Raw genomic sequence first — 23,815 nt, 5'->3', positions numbered from 1 at the left:
TTATATTTCATCTTTTTTTTAATTTTATTGTTCGAAACGAACATTTTATGATATAATGAAGGCAGGTGATAACAATGACAAAACAGGAACGGCAGAAAGCAATACTTGCGCTTTTGCAGGAAAAAGGAGAGCTTCACGTACAGACGATATGCCGAAGCTTCCACATAGTGGCCATGACCGCTCGTCGTGATCTCATGGAGCTGGAACAGATGGGAGCATTGATTCGAACACATGGAGGTGCCATTGCAAAGGAAAAGAAAACCTTTGATGCGCAGACACCGTTTGCAAAGCGCCGTAAGCTGCATACAGAGAAAAAGCGGCAGCTTGCCCATATTGCAAGAGGCTTTCTGAAGGAGCATGATCGTATTTTTCTTGCCAGTGGCTCTACGATGGATATGTTTGCGTCTGCCCTTCTGCACTACCTGCCATTGACCGTCGTAACCGATGCTGTGAATGTGGCATATGAATTGTATCAGGATTCCAGATTAACCATTTTTATGCTCGGTGGTGAACTGCGCAGCAATTCCCTCACGCTGACCGGTCCGATTGCACAGACAAATCTAAAACAGTTTCAGCTGTCAAAGGCCTTTTTAAGTGTGAATGCGATAGATGAAAAGGGAAACCTGTATACCGACAGTGTGGTGGAAAGCGGTCTGCTGGAAACACTGTTCTCCATTGTGGAGGAGGTCTATGTCCTGTGTGATTCCAGTAAGCTGAACAGCCGTGATTTCATTTCAATATCTCATGAACAGAGCTATACGCTTATCACAGATCAGGACGCGGATGAAAGTCTGCTGGAGGCATATCGGCAATGCGGTATCCGCGTGGTGAAAGCTGCACCACAAATTTAATTTCATAAACTCAGATTTTATTGTTATGCATCATTTTACAATTAGCCCGAAATGCATCATTTTACAATTAGCCCGAAAAATGAGGAGGATCTGATTTTCTATGGTATAATACTAGATATAGTTCTAATCACTGAACAGAAAATAGGGAGGAAATGATGTTATGAAGAAAAAGCTTTTATCATGTGCTGCACTTATGGCAGCCTGTCTTGCCGTATCCATGCCGATCGGTGCAAAAGAAAATCCGGAGCCATGGAGCAATACCTTGTCACAATCGGAAGAACATGTAATTAAGGAAACCGGAATTGATAAGCGCTTTGATATTGGTAAAACCGTATCCGTAAGGCTGGATAGTGCATATGTGACAAAGGACACAAAGGTTCAACTGACAGAAAATTCACTTTACAAAAAGGTTGGGAAACTGATTCCTGCACCATTCCACTTTCGCAGTGTTACCATAACCAAAAAATCGGGAGAGCTTATAGAATTTCCGGATACGCTGCAATTTCAGGAAAACAGCGGCTCCTTATCCCTGCATGGTCAGCTGCAATGTATCGAAATAAACCGTATGGATATAACGGGGGATACGATGGCTGCGACCTATACGGGAGTTCTGGTGGCAGAATAATAAAAAAGCTTTCAGATGCGTATCGCAGCTCTTCTGAAAGCTTTTTATTTTATCTGTGATACTTACTTCATGAGCCCTTTTACGCATGGTAGTACGTTCCTACAGTATCCTGCAAAGAGCTGTTTATAAAATGGATTCATATTCATAAACTATTTGATATACTTCCTCTGCGGTTTTCGCCTTTCTGATATTCTCACAGAAATCCGCTTTCGATAACAGATTCATTAAATGAAACATTGCCTTCAAATGCGAGTCCTTATCTATCGTGGACAGACAGCATACAAAATCCACCGGATCATAGAACTGCGAATGAAACGGTACCGGATGCTTCAGCCGAATCAGCTGCATCCCCAGCTTCCTCCCACCGACATCCGGCGATTCATGCGGCAAGGCAAAGCCCTGTGCCAGTACGATATACGGTCCCATTGTTTCAATATTGCGAATCATCTGCGTGATGTACTGTTCACTCAGATAGTCCTGTTCCAGCAATGGCTGCGCACTTCTTCTGACAGCCTCCTTCCAGTCTGCACATTCCACATCCACCTCGATATGTCCGGCAAGCAGTTCACGAAGCGTTGCCTTGTCACTTGGGGCTATCGGAAAGAAATGCGATTGCAGATCCCGGATAATATTCTTATAGATTTCATCCTTATCCAGCGGGCTGATGGCAATGGAATTCGCAATCAGTGTCTGAAGTCGCTGAAAATTCGGATTGGAATTCACACGGTGCATACCGCTTTTCAATGTTTCCAGCTTTTCACCCAAAAGGATGCAGTCCTCATCACTCAGATACGGATGCAGAATGATGGTTTCACAGCGCTCCTCCTTCAGCGGTACCGTTGATATGATCAGATCGATTCCTGTAACATCATAATTCGCAAGTGCATGCACCGGCAGAACATCCGCTACATAAAACTGAAAGTATTTTTTCAGCCGGCTTAACAGCAGCTGTGAGGTTCCCACACCGGAGTTGCACACAAGAAGAATCGTGAACTGCGCGCCCTGATAACGGTTGCGCTCCATTGCCGCACAGACATGAATGGTGATATAGGCGATTTCCTCACGGGTGATGGCTCTTTGTACAAACAGCTCCAGTGGCTGCAGATTTTTCTCGATCGCTGCGACAACCTCCGGATTCTTCTTCACGATTTCATACAGAAGCTCATTGTCACTGTCATACCCCATATCCAGATCCTTAAATGTGGATTGCAGATGATTGGTCAGATTCTGGTAAAACTGGAAATCATTGCGCAGATCAATATTCAGATCATGCGCTACGGCATCAATAAACTGCTTGGAGATGACCTGAATCTGCATGATCTTCTCATCCGCATCATTGCGTTTGAGATAATGCATATTGTACAGGATATCCGCCAGCAGGTATTCCTCCTGCAGCCGATGCTCCATACCGAAATAATCCTCCATTTTGTTCATCAGATGGCTTGCCATTTTCTGCGTGGACAGATGCTGGGATACATAGTCGATCTCCACAAACCGGTGCTTATGGTAGCGTTCAATCATAAGCATTAGATACTGCCGCAAATCTTCAAAGGAACCGTCAGTTAAAAAACGGCTGCTTGATAATTCCGCATCCTTGATCATACGCTTCAGGCTTTCCAAATCCTGTGGGGACATCATATCTTTATATTCTGAAATCCGATACTGCTGCACATACGGCAGGCGCAGCAGATGCATCAGCATAATCCGGCGGCTGCTCTCCCTGCCCTGAATACGCAGACCTCTGCGAAGGGATACGATTTCCAGATCCTGCTTCTGAATGCTCTTGCGTACATCATCCACATCATGAATGATTGTGGAACGGGATACAAAAAGAATATCCGCCAGCTGCTGCAGGGTTACATGCTCCCCCGTATTCGCTATCAGATACAGAATCATATGCATGCGTTCCTCCTTGCTCAGCTTGAAGGAATAAAAATCATTCTGTCCCAGCAGCATACGAATGGCATCGGTATCCTTCTGCAGCTCAATCACGCCATGCTCACAAAGCTGAATCGGCTTCTGCTTGTTTTCCAGAAGAAAATCCGTGATTCCCTCCAGATCATAGCGAATCGTTCGTTCCGATACCTTGAATTTGTCCATCAGATCATTGATGGTACAGGTTTCCTGATAATCCCGCTTTTCCATTATCCAGAAAATGATTTCTCGTGCACGTTTATTCATTAGCTATCTACCTCACCATATATCATATAGAAAATATGTCAAAATGCAAAGGTTAATTTTCTGCAGAAGACTCCGCAAGAAGTTAATCAGCTGAAAACGGTTTCCTATCGTATAATGGAAGCATAAAGTGAGGTTGGTCATCATGCAATTTAAAACCTATGTTCAGAAAAACAAACCGGTCTATATGTATATCCACGTAGAATGCCTTTCCGCCTTCAGCTTTCAGGAAGAAATACGGGAGCTGAAAAAAGATTACACCCTCATCGTCCCCGTCTTAGACGGACATGGAAGTGAAGCTCAGAAACCATTCATCAGTATACAGCAATGTGCAGAGGAGCTGCTTACCTATCTTCAGGAGTATTATAACGGGCATATCCAGGTGCTGTCAGGATTTTCACTAGGTGCGCAGATTGCCGTTTCCATGCTGTCTATGAAGCCGGATCTGTGCGAATACGCCATGATTGAAAGTGCGATGATGCAGCCAATAAAGCTGCAGAGCTGGAGTGCCTATGCCGGCATCTACACAAATGCACTGGCAAGAAAAAAATGGTTCAATAAATTCATGTACTACACTGTATTCAATGATGATTTTGCCTTTGAGGATTATTATCAAAATTATCAGGCAATGACAAAGGAAAACCTGAAAAGCATACACCATGCAGTCAGTACCTTTCAGCTTCCCGAAAATCTGGCGCAGGCTACATGTAAAACAGCAATTCTGGTCGGACAGCGTGAGAAGAAGAGTATGAAAAAAAGTGCCGATCTACTGAAAGAGGTACTGGGTGATGCACAGATTTTCATGCTGATGAATTATACGCACGGGGATTTCAGTCTTGGCAATCCAAGGGAATACCTGCGCTTTGTCAAAAGCTGGATACAGAACAAGGATATCCAGCAAAAGCGAAAGGTTCGTAAACAGAAGGAACAGCAGGAGGGGGATTACCTGCCGAACTGGAAGCATCTTGTGAATAAGATCAAGGATAAAAAAGCAAAGAAAAAGCTGCAGAAGGCAGGCTCTTAGAATAGAAAAAAGAAGCTAATCCATGCTATATAAAAGATAAGCTTTTCTTATGTATAATCGATTAGGCTATACATCCTGCAGCTGCACAAGAAGATGCCAGTCCATACTCTCACTTTCACTGTGAATACGATAGGCAAGCAGACTCTTCTTTAAAATATCCGAATCACTGCTTACAGCACTTAGAAGCAGCGCTTCATTCTGGAAGACGATATTTCCGTCTTTTTCCTGAAATGAAATCTTCACCACATGATGGTACAGCGGCTTTCCGGAAGCATCCAGAAGCTCCCCGCTCACAACCAGATCCTTTGGAACAGATCCAAGCTTCACTGTGATATCCGTATCCTTCGATGAAACCTTCAATATGTTGTCATCCTTCACCAGCTTTGAAAAATCGCTTTCCTCCAGATTTTGTTCCTGACCATCCGCAGTGGCTGTATTCCCGGCTTTACTGCATGCGGTAAAACTGCCCAGGCAGAGAAACACCAGACACAGAAGCAATATTTTTTTCATATGATACCCTCCATCCTTTTCCATATATATCGTAACATAGAGAGCAGGAATTGCAACCTCGCGTCCTGCTGTTTCGCATGCATTCTTACAGTCTGAGCGAATAGTAAAGCGATGGCGGTCATAGAACAGTTCTATAAAAGCATTGCGTCGGCCGTTACTGTCCGGTTCAGCTGTATTTAATATAGTTTTTTATAACAATCTGCTTGAAATCTTCAAAATTCCTGCATTTTTTTATTTCTGCGATAACCTCCTGCTTATTAAAGAGAAGGATCAAAGATTCATAAAGATCATGAAAGTGCTTATTGTCGATTTTATTAAACGCAATCATAAACACAACATTGACGATGTGCTGATTGGTCCATTCCATGCCTTTTGGACAGACAACCACAGCAACGCTTGTTTTATAGGCACTCATTTTCATCGGGTGTGGTATTGCGATATTCATAAACGCAGTGGAACTGGCCCGCTCTCTCTTCCATACCTCGTCTTTGAAATCCGCATGCACATAACCAAGCGATATCATCTGATCTGCCAGCTCATTGATTGTTTCCTCTTTTCCTGTAGGCTTCTCTTTGAAATAGAACAGGTCCTCATTAAAATAAAAATCGATATTATCCGCAAGAATCCGGCTCTTCTTTGTATTTTCAATTCGGGTGATAGCCTTCATAATCTTGTTTTTATCATAATTCATCGGAAGCGGCGGAAGCAATACCGTCAGATATTCCGGGGATTCGGGAAGCGGTATCGTCGTAATCAAGAGATCAAAGACCTCATGCTCAATGGCACGTTCAAAGGATATCAGCTTCTGAATATTGATTTGTTCGCCAAAGTTCATTAGCATTTTGTTATACAGCAGCTTCCCGATGTTCAGATACTCCGGGCATAAAATCACACAGGAAACTCTGGTTTCTGCTTTTTTCTGGCGCTCGATTTCCGTACCTACATGCAATGCAAGAAAGGCGATTTCATCCTCGCTGATTTCCTGTTGAAATGTCTGCATCAGCTGATACGCCATGAACGTTGCTATATCGTAAATCGTGGGACAGGATATTTTGATAGACTCCAGCATTGGATTTTTCATGATGCTGTGCTGTTCAAGTCGATTCTTCAGATTTTTTAAATGCAGTGCAAAGGGCGTCAGAAAGCTGTCAGACATGAGATTCACAAAGAAATGCCGGTCTATACTTTGAATCAATTGATGGGATAAGGAAAGAATATCTTCCGAAACAACCTTGGAAAGCTCCTCCATCTGATCCTGAGCATGATAATTGGCATTTGTTTTAAACAATATATAGATTTCAAATTTTTCACTGCTCGTAAAGGTTACATCAAAAATCTGTTCCAGCGTCATACACAGCTCATCAATGATAGGCTTTTCTTTCAAACCGTCAATAGAATGGTATTCACGATTGCCAGGGATATGGTTTCCACTGTGCATTCTGCTGATCATGATGGTCACATGAAGAATCAGATTGATAAAGGAGAAATCATTGATATAATAATGATATTTATGAAACACCTGCTTTATCAGTATACAGGCTTCTTCTATATCATATGCAGGAAAGCTTTCCTGCAGGAAGGACAGATCCAGAAAATTCCCACTCGCTTCCTCCGACATGACATGCGTGATGAGCCTTCTTTTGTTTTTCTCCGTACCTCTGATATCTATTTTATTATCTACACAGGAGAATGTGATTTGAAAATGGGCAAAGCTGGTATTCATTTTATATATATCATTTTTAAGGGTGGAATAGCTGATGAATAATTCATCACAGAGATCAAAAATATCAAGCTGATGCTGTTTTTCAAGCAACAGCTTTTTTATCAGGTAAATACAGCGGCCTTCATAATCCTGTGGAATATCATCCTTGTATTGAAGCAGGACAGATGCTTTTTGCTTATGAATCGTATACCCGCGATTACTGGAAAGGATGAGGCCCGGATAGCTGAGATTCAACTCGGCAATATAGGATTTGATAGTTCTGATCGATAACGAAAGAGCTTTGGATAATGTTTCAGAGGTCAGCTTTTCTTCATGCTCATACAGATAGCGAATAAGATCTTCCTGTTTTCTTTTCATGCGATCACATCCTTGTTTTTGAATTCTTAATTATATTATAGCGGCTTTTCAAGGGATTGGAAACTGGAAAATTGCACCGTGCAATTCACGCATCTGCACAGTGCAGATATTGAGTTGAGACCCAAACGGAAACATGGTTTAATAAGGCTGTAAGGTTCAAACGCTTACAGAAAAAGGAGGTCATGGAAATGGCACAGCTACATATTTATCTTTGCTGCGGAGGAGGACTCTCCTCGGGATTTCTTGCACAGAAAGCAAGAGCGGCTGCGAAGAAGTCAAAAGTAAACGCAACAATTGAGGCAAAAAGTGAAAGTGAGGTAACGCAGTATCTATCGAAAATGGATATCCTGTGTATTGGACCACATTATGAATTCCGACTGAAGGCATTCGAGGACATGGCAGCCCCTTATAACATACCGGTTATCGTCATTCCGGAAGAAATCTATTCCATGCTGGATGGCAAGGCCTTACTCCAGCTGGCAGTGGATACCTTAGAAAAGTATAAAGTATAAAACATTAGAGGAGGAACCTAGTATGAATCAAATTATGAGCTGGTTTACAGACAAGCTGGCACCGGGGATGCAAAAAATATTCAGTAATCCATGGGTTGGGGCAGTCGCAAGTGCAATGCAGAAGATATTACCTTTCATTCTGGTTGGATCCGTCGTATCCATCTATAACGTATTTGTCCGATATATACCGTCCCTACCGGATATGAGCTTTGTGAATACCTTCAGCTTCGGAATGATGTCCCTGATTGTATCCTTTATGGTCGCATACTTCGGTATGGTGGAACTGGATCATCCGAAATATACAATAACAGCAGGACTGACTTCCCTTACTGTATTTCTGATGGCCCTTTGCCCGACAATGGCTACGCTGGTGAAGAATGCAGCGACAGGGAAAACAGAATTAACGATTACAGATATTAACTTTCTGGGGGGAAGCGGTCTGTTTATCGCCATTATAGTAGCGTTGATCGTCATGGTGATTTTCCATTTTTATGCAAAGCTGCATGTACTGGAGAACAGTGCATCCATGCCGGACTTTGTATGTGAGTGGATCAATAATATCATACCAATGACATTGATCTATTTAGTCTTCGGTATCACGGTGTTTACTCTGGGCTTTGATCTTGTCGGCTTTATCAATATGGTTTTCCAGCCGATCGTGGACATCGGACAATCTCTGCCCGGCTTTGTAATTATCTGTTTCCTGTATGTATTACTGTACTCGGTTGGTATTTCCGCATGGTCCTTAAATGCCATTGTAAAGCCTATTCTGATGGCAGGTATAGCCGCCAATGCCGAGCTTGCTCTCGCAGGCGGTCAGCCGATCCACATCGTCACAACCGAAACGATATTCACAACTGCCCTGATTGCGATGGGAGGCTTGGGAGGAACCCTGCCGCTGAATTTCCTGATGCTGTTTAAATGTAAGTCAAAGAAGCTGAAAACGATGGGAAAAATCTGTTTGGCACCATCCGTCTTTAATATCAATGAGCCGCTGGTTTACGGAGCTCCGATCGTTTTCAACCCCCTGCTGATGATTCCGATGTGGATGAATTCCGTTGTAGGTGCATTGATCATCTGGTTCATCATGAGAGCAGGCTTCCTGAATATTCCAGCCGGTGTGAATAATATTTCCCGTATCCCTGCACCGATCTGTACATGGCTGACAACCGATGACTACCGGGCCTTCTTCTGGTTCTTTATCCTATTCGCAATCTATGCTTTGATTTGGTACCCGTTCCTGATGAAATATGATAAACAGCTGGTAAAAGAGGAACAGGAAAAAGAGACGGTTAAGAAACCATTATAGGAAAGGAGGATTTTCATGGATGAAAATAATCGCTTGATTCCTGTATCCATGTCGATTATTATGCATGCAGGAAATGCGAGAACAAAAGCCAATGAAGCTTTGGATGGTATCGCGTCATTTGATTTTGAGCGTGCAAAGGAAAAAATCAGAGAAGCGAGAGAGGATATCACAAGGGCACATCAGGGACAGACGGAAATCATTCAGGCAGAAGCCGCCGGTGAACAGTATACATCGTGCCTTCTGTTCACACATGCACAGGACACCCTTATGACCATTATGAGTGAAGTGAATCTCACAGAGAAAATGATTACCATATTTGAAAATTTCTATACAGGCAGAGGCACCGTCAAATGATGTGTTTTCAAAAGAAAGGAGCTGCGTATGAACATTGTAGAGCTTCATAAAGATAGGATGCAGGATTCATTTTCCAAAGATTTTCTATGGGGTGCTGCCATCAGTGCCAAGCAGGCGGAAGGAGATAGCGACCGTGCGCTGACCGTTGCGGATCTTCAAAATTATGATCCCCATGATAAGGCAAAGGTTAAGGGAGATCTTTCCCTGCAGGAAATCATGGATCGCATAGAGCATCCGCAGGATTATATATTTCCTAAAAAGACAGGAATTGATTTCTATCATCGCTTTCGCGACGATATAAAGCTTTTAAAGGACATGGGGATCAAGTGCTTTCGTTTTTCCGTCAGCTGGGCAAGAATTTATCCGGACGGTGCAGAAGAAAAGCCAAGTGAGAAAGGTCTCTTATTTTATGATCAGCTCCTCGATATCTTAAAGGAAATGGATATAGAACCCATTGTGACCTTATATCATGATGATATGCCGGTCAATCTTGCATTGAAATATAATGGATTTCTGCACCCCCGTGTGGTTGATTTGTTTGTGGAATACGCTGCGCTTATCATGAAACGCTATCAGCATAAGGTCACCTATTGGATTCCTGTAAATCAAATCAATCTGACAAGAGTCGGACTAAGCTCAATCGGTGTCATTAAGGACACCGTTGAGGATGTGGAGGCAGTAAAATGGCAGGGAGTCCATCATAAATTTATCGCCTGTGCCAAAATCAGAGAGATCGGAAGAACGATCAATGCGGCCTTTCGCTTTGGTGCTATGCTCGCGGATTTCTATGTCAGTCCCATGACCTGTAAACCGGAGGATGTTGTGTTCGCAACTGAGAAAAATCAGATGACGATGTTCTTCTTTGCGGATGTGCAGCTGCGCGGAGAATATCCGGGTTATGCACTTCGTTATTTCAAGGATAACAGCATAGCGATCCATGCGGATGAAAACGAGCTGATGCTTCTGAAAAACAATACGCTGGATTTTCTTGCGATAAGCTACTATAATTCCAATGTGGTAAGCTATGAGAAGAATACAATGGCAATCGGAAATGCGGAGTTAAATCCATATCTGAAGGCGAATCCATGGGGATGGACGATAAACCCGCTTGGCTTATACGACTGCTTTTTAAACTACTGGGACCGATATGGGAAGCCCCTGATGATTGCAGAAAACGGATTCGGACAAATTGAAGAATTGGATTCTGAACATAAGCTTCATGATGATTATCGTATCGACTATATCAAGGAGCATATCCGTGCCTTACAAAAAGCAGTACAGCACGGTGTGGATGTCTTCGCTTATTGTGCCTGGTCCCCGATTGATATGGTATCCTCCGGAACAAGTGAAATGAAGAAACGCTATGGCTTCATTTACAACGATCAGGATGATGCAGGACACGGGACACAGAAACGGTATCCGAAGGATTCTTACTGGTGGTATCGGAATGTGATCGCAACAAACGGAAATGTGTTTTAAATTGAACATGTAAGCAGTGCATATCATGTACGCTTACATTTTTTTTGTTCTTCTTCCATATGCGGTGTAAGGGCTGTCCGGCTTTGGCATACAGACAGACAGCAAAGATTCTATACTTTCTATTAACACTGCCGTTTTCCCTTGCTTTTCATGATGAATTCCTACATAATGAACATGCAAAGGGGTGGTAACATGCGCTATCGAGATATATCCATACGTAAAAAAATACTGCTTTCCAATTTTCTTATGGTACTCATTCCCATCATTTTTGTATGCTTCATTCTGTTTTCCCTGCTGCTGGGATTTTCCTTTGTGACACACTCTCCGGCTGCACTCATCCGCAATGTCCTGTTAAACACCTCAAACTACGGACCTACACTGCTGATCAAAACAATGAACGACGAGCTGGCAGGAAGTGAGCACATCACGGACGAGGCCAAGCGTATTCTCGCACAGCTTGAAAAATCAGGTCTTCATATTTTCGTCGAGGAAGCACACGATCAAAAAGCGGAGGTTTTATACCACAGCAGCGGAGTCAACCGAAAAAGCATGCAGAAGGAATTCGAAAGCATAGCCGAGACAAAGCAGTATGAGCTTCCTTATATCATATGGAATGCAAACGGCATGGCATATCAGGCTGAGCTGAAAAATGCGGCGGATAAAACCCTGCGCATAACCTTTTCCGGAAAGGACCTCACCTTCCCTCAGGACTCTTATGAATCCTGGGAGCATACCAAGCTGATGATCAAAATAACGATTGTCGCAACCGGTGTATTCATGGTATTATTCATTGTAGCACTGGGGGCCGTACTGACAAGAAAGCTGGCACAGCATATCCTGATTCCGCTGTATGATCTCAATCAGGCTACCAGTGAAATCCGAAGCGGTAATCTGAAGCAGGAGATCTCTGTGGAGAAAGAGGATGAAATCGGCGAGCTGTGCTCAAACTTCGAAGCGATGCGCAAGCAGCTGATCGAATCGGAAAAGCTGCGGTCCCAATATGACCTGAACCGCAAGGAGCTCATTGCAGGCATTTCCCATGACCTTTCCACACCGCTCACCTCCATGCAGGGGTATGTCAACGGACTGCTGGACGGGATTGCGGATACGCCGGAAAAACAGCAGCACTATCTGCATATCATACAGGAGAAAACAAATGCCATGAATGCATTGGTGGAAAGTCTCTTTCTCTTATCCAAGCTGGATCTGGGACAGGTGCCGTTTCATGATGAATGTGTAAATCTGGCAGACTTTTTACAGGACTGGTATCAGGAATGTGCTTCCCGCTATGAGCATGCAAGCATAAAGCTTACCGTCAAATGCCCGCAGCCCGTGCAGGTTTTGATGGACCGTACACATTTTATTCGGGTATTGGACAATCTGTGTCAGAATAGTATAAAATATAGAAGTGAGAATCCGGTGCACATTGATGTCACACTGGAATGCGATAAGAAGGAATGCATTCTCACATTTCAGGACAATGGAATCGGAATCGATCCATCCCAGGCACCAAGATTGTTTGACAGCTTCTATCGCAGCGATCCTGCGAGAAGCTCCAAGGTGAAGGGAAACGGATTGGGTCTTTCCATCACCAAGCAAATCATAACCCAGATGAAGGGTGAAATAAGCGCCAGCGGTGAATTGAACAAGGGTCTGTGTATTACGATAAGACTGCCGCTTTTACAAGGAGGAACAACGCTATGAAACGAATACTGATTGTAGAGGATGACAGAGCGATTGCGGAACTGGAACGCGATTATCTGGAAGCGAATGACTATGAGGTTGAAATCTGTGAGGATGGCGAAAGCGGATTAAAACGCGCCTTGCAGGAGGATTTTGCTTTGATTCTGCTGGATGTCATGCTGCCGAAGGAAGACGGCTTTCAGGTATGCCGCAATCTGAGAGCATCGAAAAATGTACCGATTATTCTGGTATCAGCCAAGCGTGAGGATATGGATAAAATCCGGGGTCTTGGTCTGGGTGCCAATGACTATATCGTAAAGCCGTTTAATCCAAGCGAACTGATTGCAAGAGTGAAATCACAAATCGCCAATTATGAACGGCTGACACAGGGAGCACAGAAAAAAGAGAATCTGCTGCAAATCGAAAATCTGATGATTGATTTAAATTCCCATGAGGTTTTTTTGGACGGTGAATCCCTCGTTCTCCCAAACAAGGAATTTGAGCTTCTCGTATTCCTTGCCAAAAATCCGAATATCGTTTTCAGCAAGGATCAGCTGTTTGAAAAAATATGGGGACTGGATGCCATCGGTGAAATCTCTACCGTTACCGTACACATCAATCGGATCCGTGAGAAAATCGAAAAGGACAGTGCCAATCCGAAATTTATCGAAACCGTATGGGGAAGCGGCTATCGTTTCCGCAAATATTAAACGCACACGAAAGAATTATCAAAAGAAGCTAGTTATGCAGATAAAAAAACAGGGATATCCAAAGCTATTGCACTCATAATCGCCGGATTCCCTTTTTTTTACAATCAAACATGACGAATATCTCCGTATATATACCGCCTTTTCACAACACATCATATTTTGTATGCCAATTCATATGTTTCTATTTACAGATTCATTTCCCTTCATAGCACGGTATGATTCGCCAAGTAAAAGATACACCCCGTATATTCCCGTATTACCAGCACCTACAAACATCCGTCTGTAGATAAGAACACATTGTTTTATCTGGTGGAAACACACGCACTGCATTCTGCACTCTGAGCCTGAAAGCCAAAGAGAATGCAGGAGTCCTGCACATAGGCAAAGGTATTGTAAACTCTTTTAAGAAATAACGAGTATCAAAGCTATTCAGCGCTTCAATACCCGTTTGTCCTGAGAATCACCCGCTTACCATTCCCTGCTCCTCTATTTTTTCAAAATCAGATCAATCTTTGTCTGCAGGGTATTGATGCTTGTCTTGATATCCTCATCCGTCCCCAGCAGTCTTCGTATCTCACTGTCCGCAACCGAAATCACCTGGTCGTAATCAGTAAACTTGGTATTCGGAATTGCATGCTCCATCGTATCATTAAAGAAATCCATATTGAAGGTGGAATCCCCCGGGGCATCCTTCAGTAAATACTCCATCACCTGTTTGGAGCCCGTGATATCCTTTAACACGGAAACGCCCTGTGAGTACTTAAAAATATCCTTCTGTGCCGTTGTATCATAGCACAGCGATTTTAAAAATTCCCACGCCAGCTTCTTATGCGAGCTGCTCGCACTGATCCCCATACTCAACGTATCCAGCTGCGACACATTATCCCCCTCTGGTCCCGCAGGCATAGGAATGCAGTCCCACTCAAAATTCGTATATTTCTTCACACGCCACGGATAGGGCTTGTAGGTTCTGTATTCGCTGAATTTCATCGGACAAAAGGCAACCATGCCCTTATCAAACATAGCACTGTTCACACTCTGCCCCTTATTCAGCTCCTCCAGCTTTCTCGTAAATTCCACAGCCTCATACACCTTGTCATTCGCCAGAGTCGCACTTGTCCCGCTGGCATTGAAAATCGTCGCATCGTTGGAGGCAAGCGCATTCTGCCAGCCATAGCCGTAAACACCAAAGGTATCCATGGAACCGTCATGATCCGAATCCAGCGTCACCTTTTCACAGATTGTATAGAAATCATCCCATGTCCAGTTATTATCCGGCAGGGCGATACCGAACTTGTCCAACAGTGTCTTATTCACATACATCATGGTCGGAACACTTTCATATGGCAGGGCGTACTGCCTGCCATTCATCTGTCCGCTTTTCAATGCCGGTGTAAAATAGTTTTTCACCGTAAGCTTTTCATCACGCTGTATGTAGGAATCCAGCTCCTCAAGCATTCCGATATCCGCAAAGGTATACAAATCATCGGACAGCACCATGTATACATCCGGCAAATCACCTTCCAGTGCCTGCTGGGAAAGCCATTCGGAGTAATCCGCCTTCTGCAGACCGCTCACATATTCCACCCGCACATTCGGATGTGCCTTTTCAAAGCGCTCAATGGCCTGATCGATAATTTTGTAGCTGTCTCCGTTGGGAACATCCCAGTTGCTGCCGGCAAACATGCCGAATTTCAGGACTACTGTTTTCTGCTGCATATAGGAAAACCATCCGATTCCGCCGATACACAGCAGCAGCAACACCAGAGTGATCAACAGACGCCGTTTCATCCGTTATCGTCCTGTTCCGCTTTTTCCCGGTGTATATACCAGATGGCCAGCTGCGTACGATCGCGCAGCTCCAGCTTATCCAGAATAACACTCAGATAATTTCGTATCGTACCCTCTGTAAACTTCAGGATTTCTGCGATTTCCTTATTGGACAGCCCCTGTGCCACCTGCTGAATGATTTTCCACTCCGTATTGCTCAGTGTGGGAAGATCATCCTGACTCTGAAATTTCTCAGTAACCACATTATTCTTCGCCATCTGCGAAAAGATACGAATCGCCTTGCTTGCGACATTGGGATTGAAAATCGCACCACCCTGCAGCACGGTTTTTATCGCATTGGAAAGCTCATCCAGTGATACCCCCTTCAACAGATAGCCGCTGGCTCCGTATTTCAAAGCAGAATATACATATTCATCATCATCAAAGGTTGTCAGAACAATAACCTTCACATCCGGATACACTTCCTTCACAAACTTGGTACAGTGTACCCCATCCATATCCGGCATCCGCATATCCATCAAAATGACATCCGGCTGCTCCCTGCGTATTGCCTCAATGACCTCCTTACCGCTTCCTACGGTGGCAATCACCCTGAATTCTTCTTTTGTACTCAATATAATTTTCAGACTTTCGCGGATCAGCTCCTGATCATCCGCAATCATAATCTTAATCATCAGATACCCTCCCTGATTGGAATTTCTGCAAGGATCACAAACCCGTTGGATCCGTAAAACCGGATATCTCCCTGCAAGAGGGCGATACGCTCCTGCATGTGGTGCAGTCCAAAGTCCGGCTTAATAGTTTCACAGCCGATTCCATCATCCTCGATAATCAGAATCAGCGTATCATTTTCCTTTGCGATGGATATAAATATCTCCTTCGCCTTGCCGTGTCGGACCGCATTCGTCATTCCCTCCTGAATAATGCGGTATATGACCTCTTCCTCGTCCTTATCAAAGGTTAAATGCGGAAGATGACATACAAAATGAATAACGACATCGGTAACCCCCTGGAATTCCTGAATCATTTTATCCAGAGCTTCCTTCAGCGTATAATGCTCCAGTGCATCCGGACGCAGCTTATCCACGGAACGCCGCACATCCTTCAAGCCGTTTCTGGCCGTTTCCGCCAGCATGCTCAGCTGATTCTTTGTTGCGGCCGGATCGATTTCACTCATCAGTACACAGGCATCGATACCTACGGATAAGCCGGTCAGTGTGTGCCCCAGCGTATCATGAATTTCTCTTGCCAGACGGTTTCGTTCTCTGGTCGCTCCCATCTTTTCACGGATGTTGGCATATTCCTTCAGCTGTTCATTCAAATCCTGCAGCTCCTGATTCATCTGTAGAAATTTCTTGCTTTCATTGATTTTCTCCTGCACAAGAAAGATCATGTACAGGATAAACATGATGATGTTCAGGGAAGCCAGCGTGTTATGGATACTGGAAAACACGGACTGCGTCATGGAGTTATAGCAGGCGAGATAGTCATTGAAGGAGACGATGGCAAAGCGTCCGGACAGAAAATCATAATTCCCGCACAGATAGATGACAATCATCACGGCCAGACAGAGTGCCCGTTCCCGGTTGGTGCTGATATACGTCAACAGATCGGCCATCACAAGAAGCAGAATGCTGTTGGTGGAAAAGCTGAGAGACTGCATGATAATCAGACAGAGACAGGTTTCCAGCAGAAAGCTTCCCGCCAGCTTCCAGGTGGTCAGCTGAATCTGATGCCGCAGCCGCATCACAAACAGAAGTATCGGAAAACAGGCGACCGATGTAATCATGATGCGCAGAGGATTGGAAGGCAGACACGGTAAGGTCGAAAGAAAGGTCCTGGCCTCATACATATCACAGATGCGCAGTGTGGTAATGTACATAATGACACTGATAAACAGAATGATTGTCAGATTGAGAAAGCACATCATCCAGTGAATCGCCTTCAGCTTCTCATCATTGCTCCATTTCATAAACCACATGATTACTGCCACCCTTCCAGAGAGAACTGATCAATATTATTCTCATTGATCAGTGTTACCGGTATTCTGGCCTTGCTGCTGTATGGCTTGTTTTCCAGTATTTTATAGACGATTTCCGCCGCATCCTTCCCCATCGTCTTCGGTGATTGGGAAACGGAGGCCGTCATGATATGATCCTTGATCAGTGCCTTTGTTTCCGGTGATCCATCCACGCCATAGACAAGTACCGATTGCAGACGATCCTTATCCTGCATGGCGGCAAGGGCACCCAGCGCACTGGGATCATTTAACGCCATGACCACATCGAAGGAACTATCCTTATTCAAAAAGGCATCCATTTTCGGCATGGCGATTTCAAGCTGTCCCTCACATTCGATTCGCTCCACAACACGGTACTGCGGCTTATCCTTAATGGTATCGACAAAGCCCTGAATCCGCTGGACAGCCGAATAGGCGGTACTATGCTGAAGCAACACGATATCAGCCGATTTTTTCCGCTTCATCATATCCTTGGCACACTGCACACCGGCATCGTAATTATCCGACATTAGAGAATATGCGACAAGATCCTCATCAAATACATCCGTATCCACGGTAATAACCGGAATGTTTGCTTCCCTTGCCTCCTTCAGTTCCTCACTCAGTCCCGTAAAGTCTACCGGATTGATAATCAGCGCACTGACACCCTGCTCAATCAGATAGTGAATCTGTTCCTTTTGCTTCTGCAAATCAAGTGCAGGGTCCAGAGATATGAGAACATCCCCGTTTGCCTCGACGACATTGCGTACCTCATCATCGATTACATTGAAAAAGGGATTGTTCAGCGTCATATAGGTCGCCCCGATTTTCAGAGGCTTTTTGCTGCGATAAATGAACTGTTCACTGGTATAGCGGCTCAGAAGTGATAAGCCGGCCACAACAAACATCAAGGCGAACAGAAACATGACAATGGAACGTATACTCACTTTCAGTTTTGACATAAAGACCCTCACTTTTTATCAACCATTATTATATCATAAAAAAACAAGCCACTCTCTCTTTTGGCTTGTTCTTTTCTATTTTATCGTATATTTTTTGATAAAATAGGTTGCATATTGACTGAAGCTTTGCATTCGGTATGAGATACTCCGCGCCTGTATTGGTGTTGAAGGGTTTCATGTCTATTCCAGATTCAGGATTTTAGCAGCGGATCAGATTATGAATGGGTTTTCTGCATAGGAATGTTACCAGCAAACATCTGCAGAAGTCATACCGTGCGATTCAAGCAATGTTGTAGATTGGAATTTAAGAAAGACCAATTTCTAAATTCACCACAATACCATAACTGCTTCTGCACTACCACCATGCAGAACCAATATCTTATTGCACGTATATTCTACAAAAGGTTTCCTATAAATTCAACTTTCAAATGTCATTTGTTTTTTATTACATTTGTCATTTTTCCGCATTCCGCTTTCCCGTAATTTCCTGCACGGTGATGCTCCACACAGCAGTAACGCTCCTTAAATCGCGGATTTCCTGCTCTGCCATGTCCATGCTCTGTGGTATAAAGGTCCTGCAGAGGGCAAGCAGCGCGCGATGCCGTTCCTCTTCATCAACCACCTCCTGCGCAATTCCTCTAATTGTACAGGATGCATAATAAACAGTAAACCCTTCTGCACAGTTCTCCATACGGGCAACGCTGTGCAAACAGACGTTTGGATTTTCGCGCATAGCCCTGATTTTTTCCCCGTCACGGGCGCAGTGAAAGTACAGGGTCTCATCGATACGTGCTACCGATAGTGCAGTGGCATACGGTCTATTCCGGTAGCTCATGGAAAGCACGGAATATGCGCTTTGATCAAAAATGCGCCATGCCTCTTCTCTTGTTGTTTCTCTGTCTGTTCGTCTCATATGTCTCCTTTTTATATAAGTATACCATGAAACACAAGCAAATATATTCAAATATTATTTTTTCTTAAGTTCCTGCTTTTCCCACATCAAAATGATATACTATAGTTATAAAAAGGAAGGTTTTGAACAGGTGATGGTGATGTTTGGAAAACAAAAGGCAAGACTGCACGGATATGAAAGCTATGGCCGAATAATAAAAATCGAGGATGGTTTTTATCTATATCGCGGATTACCCTCCAAATATGTAACTGTGGAATATCACGTTAACCAGCAGCGCTACGAGGTCAGACAGCTGATTTACAGTATCCTTCCTGCTCATGAGAAGAAGCTGAAGCTGCAGGAGCGCCTGCGCATTAAAATCAGTGAGGACAATCCTAAAAATGCCTATGTCAGTGAGTTTGACGAGCCGCAATATAAGCTTTGGTATTATGTGGATAAAGCTAATAAATAATACCTGTTCTCAAATCTGATCAAAGCAAAGAGAAAAGGATGGATGTCATACAGATTCATACAGTATCAACAGCCAATGAAACAGATGCAAACCGGTCGTATGCATCCATACCTTTATCAGTCACTTCAAATTGAAAGAAAGTGCGCTTGCGATTGCTTTTTGTAATTCTCATGAATGCCTTATGTGACAGCAGCTTACAGTAATCTGCTTTTATGATTTCTTTGACAGCGCATATTTTTAAACAGGAGTCCATAAAAAAGTATTCCGTTATAACAGGAAACATCCCTTATACAGAATACTTTTTTTATGTATTTTATTTTTTCTCATCCAGCTTATAGCGCTGTACCCAGCTATCGAATTTTTCCTCCGTTAAGCCATCATCACCGTTTTCCAATAGATTTTCCAGCTTTCCTTCCTTCACATAGTAAAGGGAAGGTGTTTCGTTCATTCCCGGAAAGGTTTTCCGAATCGTATTCAAATCAGATTTCCGCTGTGAGGCAGGTGCTTCATCCAGAACAACATCATACAGTACAACGTTATGATCCAGCAGGTAACCATCCAGCATTTTCTTGAATTCTATACAGTGTGAGCAGGTAGTCTGCGTAAATACAATGGCAAAGCTTTCCTTCTTATCCACCATTTCCTGCATCTTTGCAACGGTGATATTTTCCACCCTTCCCGGCTCATCATCACGTTCATATTTTGAACTGCAGCCTGTCAGAAGCAGCAGTGTACAAGCTGCGATTCCACATAATCTGATAAATTTCTTCATATCCGACCTCCATTTGACTGATGCTATCAGTATAGCGTATTTTCCACAAAATGAAAAGCAGGGCGGCCTTGCAAAATCTGCCAGCTACTGCTCATGTAAAGAACCAATCTGCTGTTCGATCTTTTCCTTCACCATTTCCCGCCTGTCTGCCTTCACCTTATCCAGCAGATACAGCAGCATGCGCTTCAGCTCACCCATGTCAAATTCCTCTTCGAGAAATACATCCATAGCCATATTGCATTCTTCCTCATAGGTACGATCCATATTGGATGTAATCAGTACGAATAATCTTTCCGCAAGTCTTGTATCCATAACAGCTCCTCCGTTTCTTCCCTATCATCATAGCATATTAAGAAATGGATTTCCGCATTCTGCATAATTTTTTCTTCTACACAATGAAATCCTGTGCTATGCTTACAGTAGAAAAGAGGCGGAAGTGTATGATAAAAAAACAACCGGTGAATGCAAAGGGTCAGACAGAGGAGGAATTTTTAAAGGCATATGATGCCGGCCGCTACCCCTGTCCTGCCCTCAGCGTGGACATGCTTATATTTTCTAAATACGAAAACCGGCTGAAGCTGTTATTGATTCGCAGAAAAAATCATCCCTATATACAGCAGTGGGCCTTACCGGGAGGCTTTCTGAATATCGGGGAAGATATTCTGGATGCCGCCTATCGCGAGCTGAAGGAGGAAACCTCCATTGAACGCAATCAGGTGCAGCTATACCAGCTGCATACCTATGGGGCTGTCCACCGCGATCCCCGTATGCGTGTAGTTTCCGTTGCCCACGTTGCGCTGATCAATCAGGATGTAAAGGTTGAGGCAAAGGACGATGCAGATGATGCGGCATGGTTTGAAGTACAGATAAACGATAATACGCTTACCCTGTATCATGCACAGCATCACATGCAGTACCATATGAAAACAGCGCGCAGCGTAAATCCGGATCAGGAAGCACTGGCATTCGATCATATACAAATGATACTGGATGCATTGCATTCCTTAACACTGTTACCAATTATTTAGTATACCGCATGCTGTAAAAAACGTGCATAGACGAAGCAGGATGTTTGCTTTTGTCCTGCTTGTGAAGGAGAGCATGCCTGTATGGAAGCATACAGGGCTTGCTTGTTTCGACCATAACCAAAAAATGCAAAGCATTATCGGATACATATCCGGCTTTGCACTTTTTATCGTGGAGTGATTCACCCGTTTGATTCTGCTTCCTGAAAACATCACCTCATAGAGCTGCAGCTGACCGCAATCCTTTGCATCCGCTGTTCCACTTGTACTGGTTTTCAAAGCTGCTTGTTATATGTGCTGCCGCAGCTGCCATTACACGCATAACCTTCCTACATCTGTTTGTAAGCTATATCTGAGCATACTCTCACGACAGCTTTACCGTCAGTCCTCTGCCATCGCATCCGCATACTGAAAGCAGAGGCCGGTTAACGGATGGGATTCGGCAACAGAATGTCACGTACCTTATGTACCGCCTTTTCATATTCCTCTGTAAAATAGCGAATCGTCAGAATAACAGGTCCGAAGCTGTTGAAATCATCCTCTGTCAAAGACCCTTGTGTATACGCCTGTACAAACGGTGTAAGCTTAATCAGCTGCTTCAGCTTGTCCGCAGCCACAGCCTCACTCATATAATCACGGATTTCCACATCACAATTTGCGAATCGCTTCTGCCACTTTGCAGGAATGGTCATGATAATGTCTCCTCCGATAAATTCAGACCAGTGCAGCTGATGGCGATAGTAAGCCGTCAGCACTCTGGTTTTATATCCGCGTTCCTGAAATATCCGGTATACCTCTTTACAGATGGCCACCCCGCACCATGCAAATGCGTCCGGGTGTATGACGATATCCCTGCTCTCCGCATAGGATTTCAGCCAGTCCTCCTGCATTCCCAATAGAATCGCACACACAGGATTCAAATCTGCATTGGACAGCCCCTGCGCAGTTCGCCGCTTCATTCCCCGCTCGATCGCCTCAGCTGCCGCGACTGCCTGATCCACGCTGAAGCAAACGGTCGCCATCACACTGATTCCTTTGAAGGTAGCCTCCTCCATCGCCTTGATTCCTTCCTTTGTGGATGGAATTTTCACCTGCATATTCGGACCGCAGCTGTTTACCTCCTCTGCCATGCGTACCATTTTTTCCGTATTGCTGTAGTCATAGATGGATGTCTGAATAGAGAAACGCCCCTGCTTCGGATTCCCCTGTTCCCAAAGCGGAAGCAGAACCCTGCTTCTGCGTTTTCCCATTTCCAGTGTCCAAGCCCATATCATTTCCTGTTCATTATATTCCGGATGCTTTCCCTGCAGCTCACAAAGTACCTTTTCATGCTCACTGCCTTCCTCATTGCACAGCATACGGGACACCCAGGTAGGACTTGTCGTGATGCCTGTGATCCCCTGTGTCAGACCATACGCATGATCAGCTGTGTGGAAGGAATCCGTCCATAGCTCCGTCTGTGGATATTTCTCACGCATTTCAATCAGTTTACTCATAATCGGTTTCTCCTTTTTCTTTTTCTAACTGTGCCTACATCATAAAGCATTTTTACACAAATGCAATATGATTCCTGTTTTTTCAGAATAAACAATCAGAAAAGCTTGTTTTCAATAGCAAAGAAAAGAATTTATACAAACATTTACAAAGAAATCCCAACTCCATATGTGAGATTATATTGACGAAAGCCTTTGGCTGCGCTACCATGGAGCTATAGAAATGAGGGAGACTCCATGGCAAAAACAACACAGCAGAGAAGAAATGAAATCTATCGCATCATTGTATCAAAGGGAAGCGCACGTGTAAGTGAACTGGCGGAGCAGCTGCAGGTCACAACCGAAACGATTCGCAAGGATCTCAACAGTATGGATGAACAGGGCATCATCATAAAAAATCATGGCGGTGCTGAAATAAAAAACACCTATTATCAGCTGCCGCTGGATGTAAAAATGAGCGAGCATGTATATGAAAAGCAGCTGATTGCACGCAGGGCACTGGATTTCATTCAGGACAACACTGTTCTTTTTCTTGATCCGGGCAGTACGATTCTATATCTGGCAAAATATCTGCGACTGCGCAAGGGCTTGACCGTTGTCACGAATTCTCTTGCGATTGCGTCTATGGTATCGGAAACCACACATCAGCTGATGATTGCAGGAGGGCTGCTGCAGAAGCAGGGCAAGGCTGCGATCGGCGGTTTTACAAACAGCATGATTGACGCCATCCATATCGATACCGCCTTCATGGGCTGCGACGGATTTCTTGATTCGTTTGGACCGGCAACCTTTTCCCATGAGGAGATGGAGGTCAAGCAGCATGTGCTGCGGAAGGCACAGCAGAGGATTCTGTTATGCGATTCCTCCAAGTTTCGCAAATCCTCCTCATATACCTTCGCAAGGTGGTCCGATTATGATGTATTGATAACAGATCAGATTACTGAGCAGGAGCAGCATATGGTGAAGGAGGTCAGGCAGCTGATTTGTGTATCAGATGAGGACTATGAATTCCTATGATGCGACTGTAAAGACAGGAACGCTATGTTTATGCTGTGTCTGCCGGGAAGCCTCTCATCCTTTACAGACTGCAAAAT

23 protein-coding genes are annotated in these 23,815 nt (G+C 44.1%); 12 read left to right on the top strand and 11 right to left on the bottom strand.

From position 1 onward, the window contains the following. Positions 1-74 precede the first annotated feature (74 nt). Together ACG3M1_RS05260 and ACG3M1_RS05255 are read left to right on the top strand one after the other, a co-directional pair. A complete protein-coding gene (locus ACG3M1_RS05260) occupies positions 75-851 on the top strand; it encodes a DeoR/GlpR family DNA-binding transcription regulator (protein ID WP_022300084.1) in 777 nt (258 codons plus the stop codon). A 160-nt stretch (positions 852-1,011) separates the two neighbouring features. Beyond that, complete coding sequence (locus ACG3M1_RS05255; RefSeq protein ID WP_008819619.1) at positions 1,012-1,476, top strand: hypothetical protein; 465 nt, start codon at positions 1,012-1,014, stop codon at positions 1,474-1,476. A 123-nt stretch (positions 1,477-1,599) separates the two neighbouring features. Here ACG3M1_RS05255 and ACG3M1_RS05250 read toward each other — a convergent pair whose 3' ends face one another. Beyond that, positions 1,600-3,657 carry a BglG family transcription antiterminator gene (locus ACG3M1_RS05250; RefSeq protein ID WP_008819618.1) on the bottom strand — a complete coding sequence of 686 codons (2,058 nt, stop codon included), beginning with the start codon at positions 3,655-3,657 and terminating at the stop codon, positions 1,600-1,602. A gap of 142 nt (positions 3,658-3,799) precedes the next feature. Between ACG3M1_RS05250 and ACG3M1_RS05245 the strand changes: the two genes are divergently transcribed. After that, positions 3,800-4,678, top strand: coding sequence for an alpha/beta fold hydrolase (locus ACG3M1_RS05245; protein ID WP_008819617.1), 879 nt, complete (start codon positions 3,800-3,802; stop codon positions 4,676-4,678). 66 nt (positions 4,679-4,744) lie between these two features. Here ACG3M1_RS05245 and ACG3M1_RS05240 read toward each other — a convergent pair whose 3' ends face one another. Both ACG3M1_RS05240 and ACG3M1_RS05235 read right to left on the bottom strand, forming a co-directional pair. Beyond that, entirely contained in the window at positions 4,745-5,188 is a 444-nt protein-coding gene (locus tag ACG3M1_RS05240) for a hypothetical protein (protein ID WP_100933916.1), read from the bottom strand. Positions 5,189-5,354: 166 nt separating this feature from the next. Beyond that, a complete protein-coding gene (locus tag ACG3M1_RS05235; protein WP_008819615.1) occupies positions 5,355-7,268 on the bottom strand; it encodes a BglG family transcription antiterminator in 1,914 nt (637 codons plus the stop codon). Between the two features lie 188 nt (positions 7,269-7,456). Between ACG3M1_RS05235 and ACG3M1_RS05230 the strand changes: the two genes are divergently transcribed. The 6 genes from ACG3M1_RS05230 (at position 7,457) to ACG3M1_RS05205 (ending at position 13,315) form a co-directional block, all read left to right on the top strand. Then, positions 7,457-7,780: a PTS lactose transporter subunit IIB gene (locus tag ACG3M1_RS05230; protein ID WP_008819614.1), complete on the top strand. Its 324-nt coding sequence runs from the start codon at positions 7,457-7,459 to the stop codon at positions 7,778-7,780. Between the two features lie 22 nt (positions 7,781-7,802). Beyond that, entirely contained in the window at positions 7,803-9,089 is a 1,287-nt protein-coding gene (locus ACG3M1_RS05225) for a PTS sugar transporter subunit IIC (protein ID WP_008819613.1), read from the top strand. Between the two features lie 15 nt (positions 9,090-9,104). Next, positions 9,105-9,443, top strand: a complete 339-nt coding sequence (locus ACG3M1_RS05220) for a PTS lactose/cellobiose transporter subunit IIA (protein WP_008819612.1) — start codon at positions 9,105-9,107, stop codon at positions 9,441-9,443. A gap of 27 nt (positions 9,444-9,470) precedes the next feature. After that, the gene (locus ACG3M1_RS05215) at positions 9,471-10,922 is read left to right on the top strand and encodes a glycoside hydrolase family 1 protein (protein WP_008819611.1); all 1,452 of its coding nucleotides are present in this window, start codon (positions 9,471-9,473) and stop codon (positions 10,920-10,922) included. Positions 10,923-11,114: 192 nt separating this feature from the next. Then, positions 11,115-12,626, top strand: a complete 1,512-nt coding sequence (locus ACG3M1_RS05210) for a sensor histidine kinase (RefSeq protein ID WP_008819610.1) — start codon at positions 11,115-11,117, stop codon at positions 12,624-12,626. After that, positions 12,623-13,315 (top strand): response regulator transcription factor, encoded by a 693-nt coding sequence (locus tag ACG3M1_RS05205; RefSeq protein ID WP_002607954.1) that lies wholly within the window; start codon positions 12,623-12,625, stop codon positions 13,313-13,315. Before ACG3M1_RS05210 ends, ACG3M1_RS05205 begins: the two co-directional genes overlap by 4 nt. Positions 13,316-13,801: 486 nt before the next feature. On the opposite strand, the gene ACG3M1_RS05200 is transcribed toward ACG3M1_RS05205, so the two are convergent. The 5 genes from ACG3M1_RS05200 to ACG3M1_RS05180 form a co-directional block, all read right to left on the bottom strand. Continuing rightward, positions 13,802-15,106 carry an ABC transporter substrate-binding protein gene (locus ACG3M1_RS05200; RefSeq protein ID WP_008819609.1) on the bottom strand — a complete coding sequence of 435 codons (1,305 nt, stop codon included), beginning with the start codon at positions 15,104-15,106 and terminating at the stop codon, positions 13,802-13,804. Continuing rightward, the gene (locus ACG3M1_RS05195) at positions 15,103-15,780 is read right to left on the bottom strand and encodes a response regulator transcription factor (protein ID WP_008727190.1); all 678 of its coding nucleotides are present in this window, start codon (positions 15,778-15,780) and stop codon (positions 15,103-15,105) included. Before ACG3M1_RS05195 ends, ACG3M1_RS05200 begins: the two co-directional genes overlap by 4 nt. Next, positions 15,780-17,087 carry a sensor histidine kinase gene (locus tag ACG3M1_RS05190; RefSeq protein WP_008819608.1) on the bottom strand — a complete coding sequence of 436 codons (1,308 nt, stop codon included), beginning with the start codon at positions 17,085-17,087 and terminating at the stop codon, positions 15,780-15,782. Before ACG3M1_RS05190 ends, ACG3M1_RS05195 begins: the two co-directional genes overlap by 1 nt. A gap of 2 nt (positions 17,088-17,089) precedes the next feature. Then, positions 17,090-18,067 (bottom strand): sugar ABC transporter substrate-binding protein, encoded by a 978-nt coding sequence (locus ACG3M1_RS05185; RefSeq protein ID WP_216881365.1) that lies wholly within the window; start codon positions 18,065-18,067, stop codon positions 17,090-17,092. 454 nt (positions 18,068-18,521) lie between these two features. Further along, positions 18,522-18,980 carry a pyridoxamine 5'-phosphate oxidase family protein gene (locus ACG3M1_RS05180; protein ID WP_008819606.1) on the bottom strand — a complete coding sequence of 153 codons (459 nt, stop codon included), beginning with the start codon at positions 18,978-18,980 and terminating at the stop codon, positions 18,522-18,524. Between the two features lie 139 nt (positions 18,981-19,119). On the opposite strand from ACG3M1_RS05180, the gene ACG3M1_RS05175 reads away from it, so the two are divergent. Next, complete coding sequence (locus tag ACG3M1_RS05175) at positions 19,120-19,431, top strand: hypothetical protein (RefSeq protein WP_009269646.1); 312 nt, start codon at positions 19,120-19,122, stop codon at positions 19,429-19,431. Positions 19,432-19,744: 313 nt separating this feature from the next. Here ACG3M1_RS05175 and ACG3M1_RS05170 read toward each other — a convergent pair whose 3' ends face one another. Together ACG3M1_RS05170 and ACG3M1_RS05165 are read right to left on the bottom strand one after the other, a co-directional pair. Further along, positions 19,745-20,203, bottom strand: a complete 459-nt coding sequence (locus tag ACG3M1_RS05170; RefSeq protein ID WP_008819603.1) for a hypothetical protein — start codon at positions 20,201-20,203, stop codon at positions 19,745-19,747. 84 nt (positions 20,204-20,287) lie between these two features. Then, the gene (locus ACG3M1_RS05165; protein ID WP_002607946.1) at positions 20,288-20,515 is read right to left on the bottom strand and encodes a hypothetical protein; all 228 of its coding nucleotides are present in this window, start codon (positions 20,513-20,515) and stop codon (positions 20,288-20,290) included. 128 nt (positions 20,516-20,643) lie between these two features. Here ACG3M1_RS05165 and ACG3M1_RS05160 point away from each other — a divergent pair, with 128 nt between their 5' ends. Further along, positions 20,644-21,231, top strand: coding sequence for an NUDIX domain-containing protein (locus tag ACG3M1_RS05160; RefSeq protein WP_395814981.1), 588 nt, complete (start codon positions 20,644-20,646; stop codon positions 21,229-21,231). A gap of 422 nt (positions 21,232-21,653) precedes the next feature. On the opposite strand, the gene ACG3M1_RS05155 is transcribed toward ACG3M1_RS05160, so the two are convergent. Further along, a complete protein-coding gene (locus tag ACG3M1_RS05155) occupies positions 21,654-22,724 on the bottom strand; it encodes a transaldolase family protein (protein ID WP_008819601.1) in 1,071 nt (356 codons plus the stop codon). A gap of 234 nt (positions 22,725-22,958) precedes the next feature. On the opposite strand from ACG3M1_RS05155, the gene ACG3M1_RS05150 reads away from it, so the two are divergent. Next, entirely contained in the window at positions 22,959-23,738 is a 780-nt protein-coding gene (locus ACG3M1_RS05150; RefSeq protein ID WP_008819600.1) for a DeoR/GlpR family DNA-binding transcription regulator, read from the top strand. Positions 23,739-23,815 lie beyond the last annotated feature (77 nt).

Source organism: Clostridium sp. 10cd* (assembly GCF_044336395.1).
Lineage (GTDB): Bacteria > Bacillota_I > Bacilli_A > Erysipelotrichales > Erysipelotrichaceae > Clostridium_AQ > Clostridium_AQ innocuum.
This window is presented reverse-complemented; position numbering and strand designations above follow the sequence as displayed.

Coding starts and splice junctions, on each gene's coding strand:
- ACG3M1_RS05260 (WP_022300084.1), top strand. CDS start 75: ATGACAAAACAGGAACGGCAGAAAGCAATACTTGCGCTTTTGCAGGAA.
- ACG3M1_RS05255 (WP_008819619.1), top strand. CDS start 1,012: ATGAAGAAAAAGCTTTTATCATGTGCTGCACTTATGGCAGCCTGTCTT.
- ACG3M1_RS05250 (WP_008819618.1), bottom strand. CDS start 3,657: ATGAATAAACGTGCACGAGAAATCATTTTCTGGATAATGGAAAAGCGG.
- ACG3M1_RS05245 (WP_008819617.1), top strand. CDS start 3,800: ATGCAATTTAAAACCTATGTTCAGAAAAACAAACCGGTCTATATGTAT.
- ACG3M1_RS05240 (WP_100933916.1), bottom strand. CDS start 5,188: ATGAAAAAAATATTGCTTCTGTGTCTGGTGTTTCTCTGCCTGGGCAGT.
- ACG3M1_RS05235 (WP_008819615.1), bottom strand. CDS start 7,268: ATGAAAAGAAAACAGGAAGATCTTATTCGCTATCTGTATGAGCATGAA.
- ACG3M1_RS05230 (WP_008819614.1), top strand. CDS start 7,457: ATGGCACAGCTACATATTTATCTTTGCTGCGGAGGAGGACTCTCCTCG.
- ACG3M1_RS05225 (WP_008819613.1), top strand. CDS start 7,803: ATGAATCAAATTATGAGCTGGTTTACAGACAAGCTGGCACCGGGGATG.
- ACG3M1_RS05220 (WP_008819612.1), top strand. CDS start 9,105: ATGGATGAAAATAATCGCTTGATTCCTGTATCCATGTCGATTATTATG.
- ACG3M1_RS05215 (WP_008819611.1), top strand. CDS start 9,471: ATGAACATTGTAGAGCTTCATAAAGATAGGATGCAGGATTCATTTTCC.
- ACG3M1_RS05210 (WP_008819610.1), top strand. CDS start 11,115: ATGCGCTATCGAGATATATCCATACGTAAAAAAATACTGCTTTCCAAT.
- ACG3M1_RS05205 (WP_002607954.1), top strand. CDS start 12,623: ATGAAACGAATACTGATTGTAGAGGATGACAGAGCGATTGCGGAACTG.
- ACG3M1_RS05200 (WP_008819609.1), bottom strand. CDS start 15,106: ATGAAACGGCGTCTGTTGATCACTCTGGTGTTGCTGCTGCTGTGTATC.
- ACG3M1_RS05195 (WP_008727190.1), bottom strand. CDS start 15,780: ATGATTAAGATTATGATTGCGGATGATCAGGAGCTGATCCGCGAAAGT.
- ACG3M1_RS05190 (WP_008819608.1), bottom strand. CDS start 17,087: ATGTGGTTTATGAAATGGAGCAATGATGAGAAGCTGAAGGCGATTCAC.
- ACG3M1_RS05185 (WP_216881365.1), bottom strand. CDS start 18,067: ATGTCAAAACTGAAAGTGAGTATACGTTCCATTGTCATGTTTCTGTTC.
- ACG3M1_RS05180 (WP_008819606.1), bottom strand. CDS start 18,980: ATGAGACGAACAGACAGAGAAACAACAAGAGAAGAGGCATGGCGCATT.
- ACG3M1_RS05175 (WP_009269646.1), top strand. CDS start 19,120: ATGTTTGGAAAACAAAAGGCAAGACTGCACGGATATGAAAGCTATGGC.
- ACG3M1_RS05170 (WP_008819603.1), bottom strand. CDS start 20,203: ATGAAGAAATTTATCAGATTATGTGGAATCGCAGCTTGTACACTGCTG.
- ACG3M1_RS05165 (WP_002607946.1), bottom strand. CDS start 20,515: ATGGATACAAGACTTGCGGAAAGATTATTCGTACTGATTACATCCAAT.
- ACG3M1_RS05160 (WP_395814981.1), top strand. CDS start 20,644: ATGATAAAAAAACAACCGGTGAATGCAAAGGGTCAGACAGAGGAGGAA.
- ACG3M1_RS05155 (WP_008819601.1), bottom strand. CDS start 22,724: ATGAGTAAACTGATTGAAATGCGTGAGAAATATCCACAGACGGAGCTA.
- ACG3M1_RS05150 (WP_008819600.1), top strand. CDS start 22,959: ATGGCAAAAACAACACAGCAGAGAAGAAATGAAATCTATCGCATCATT.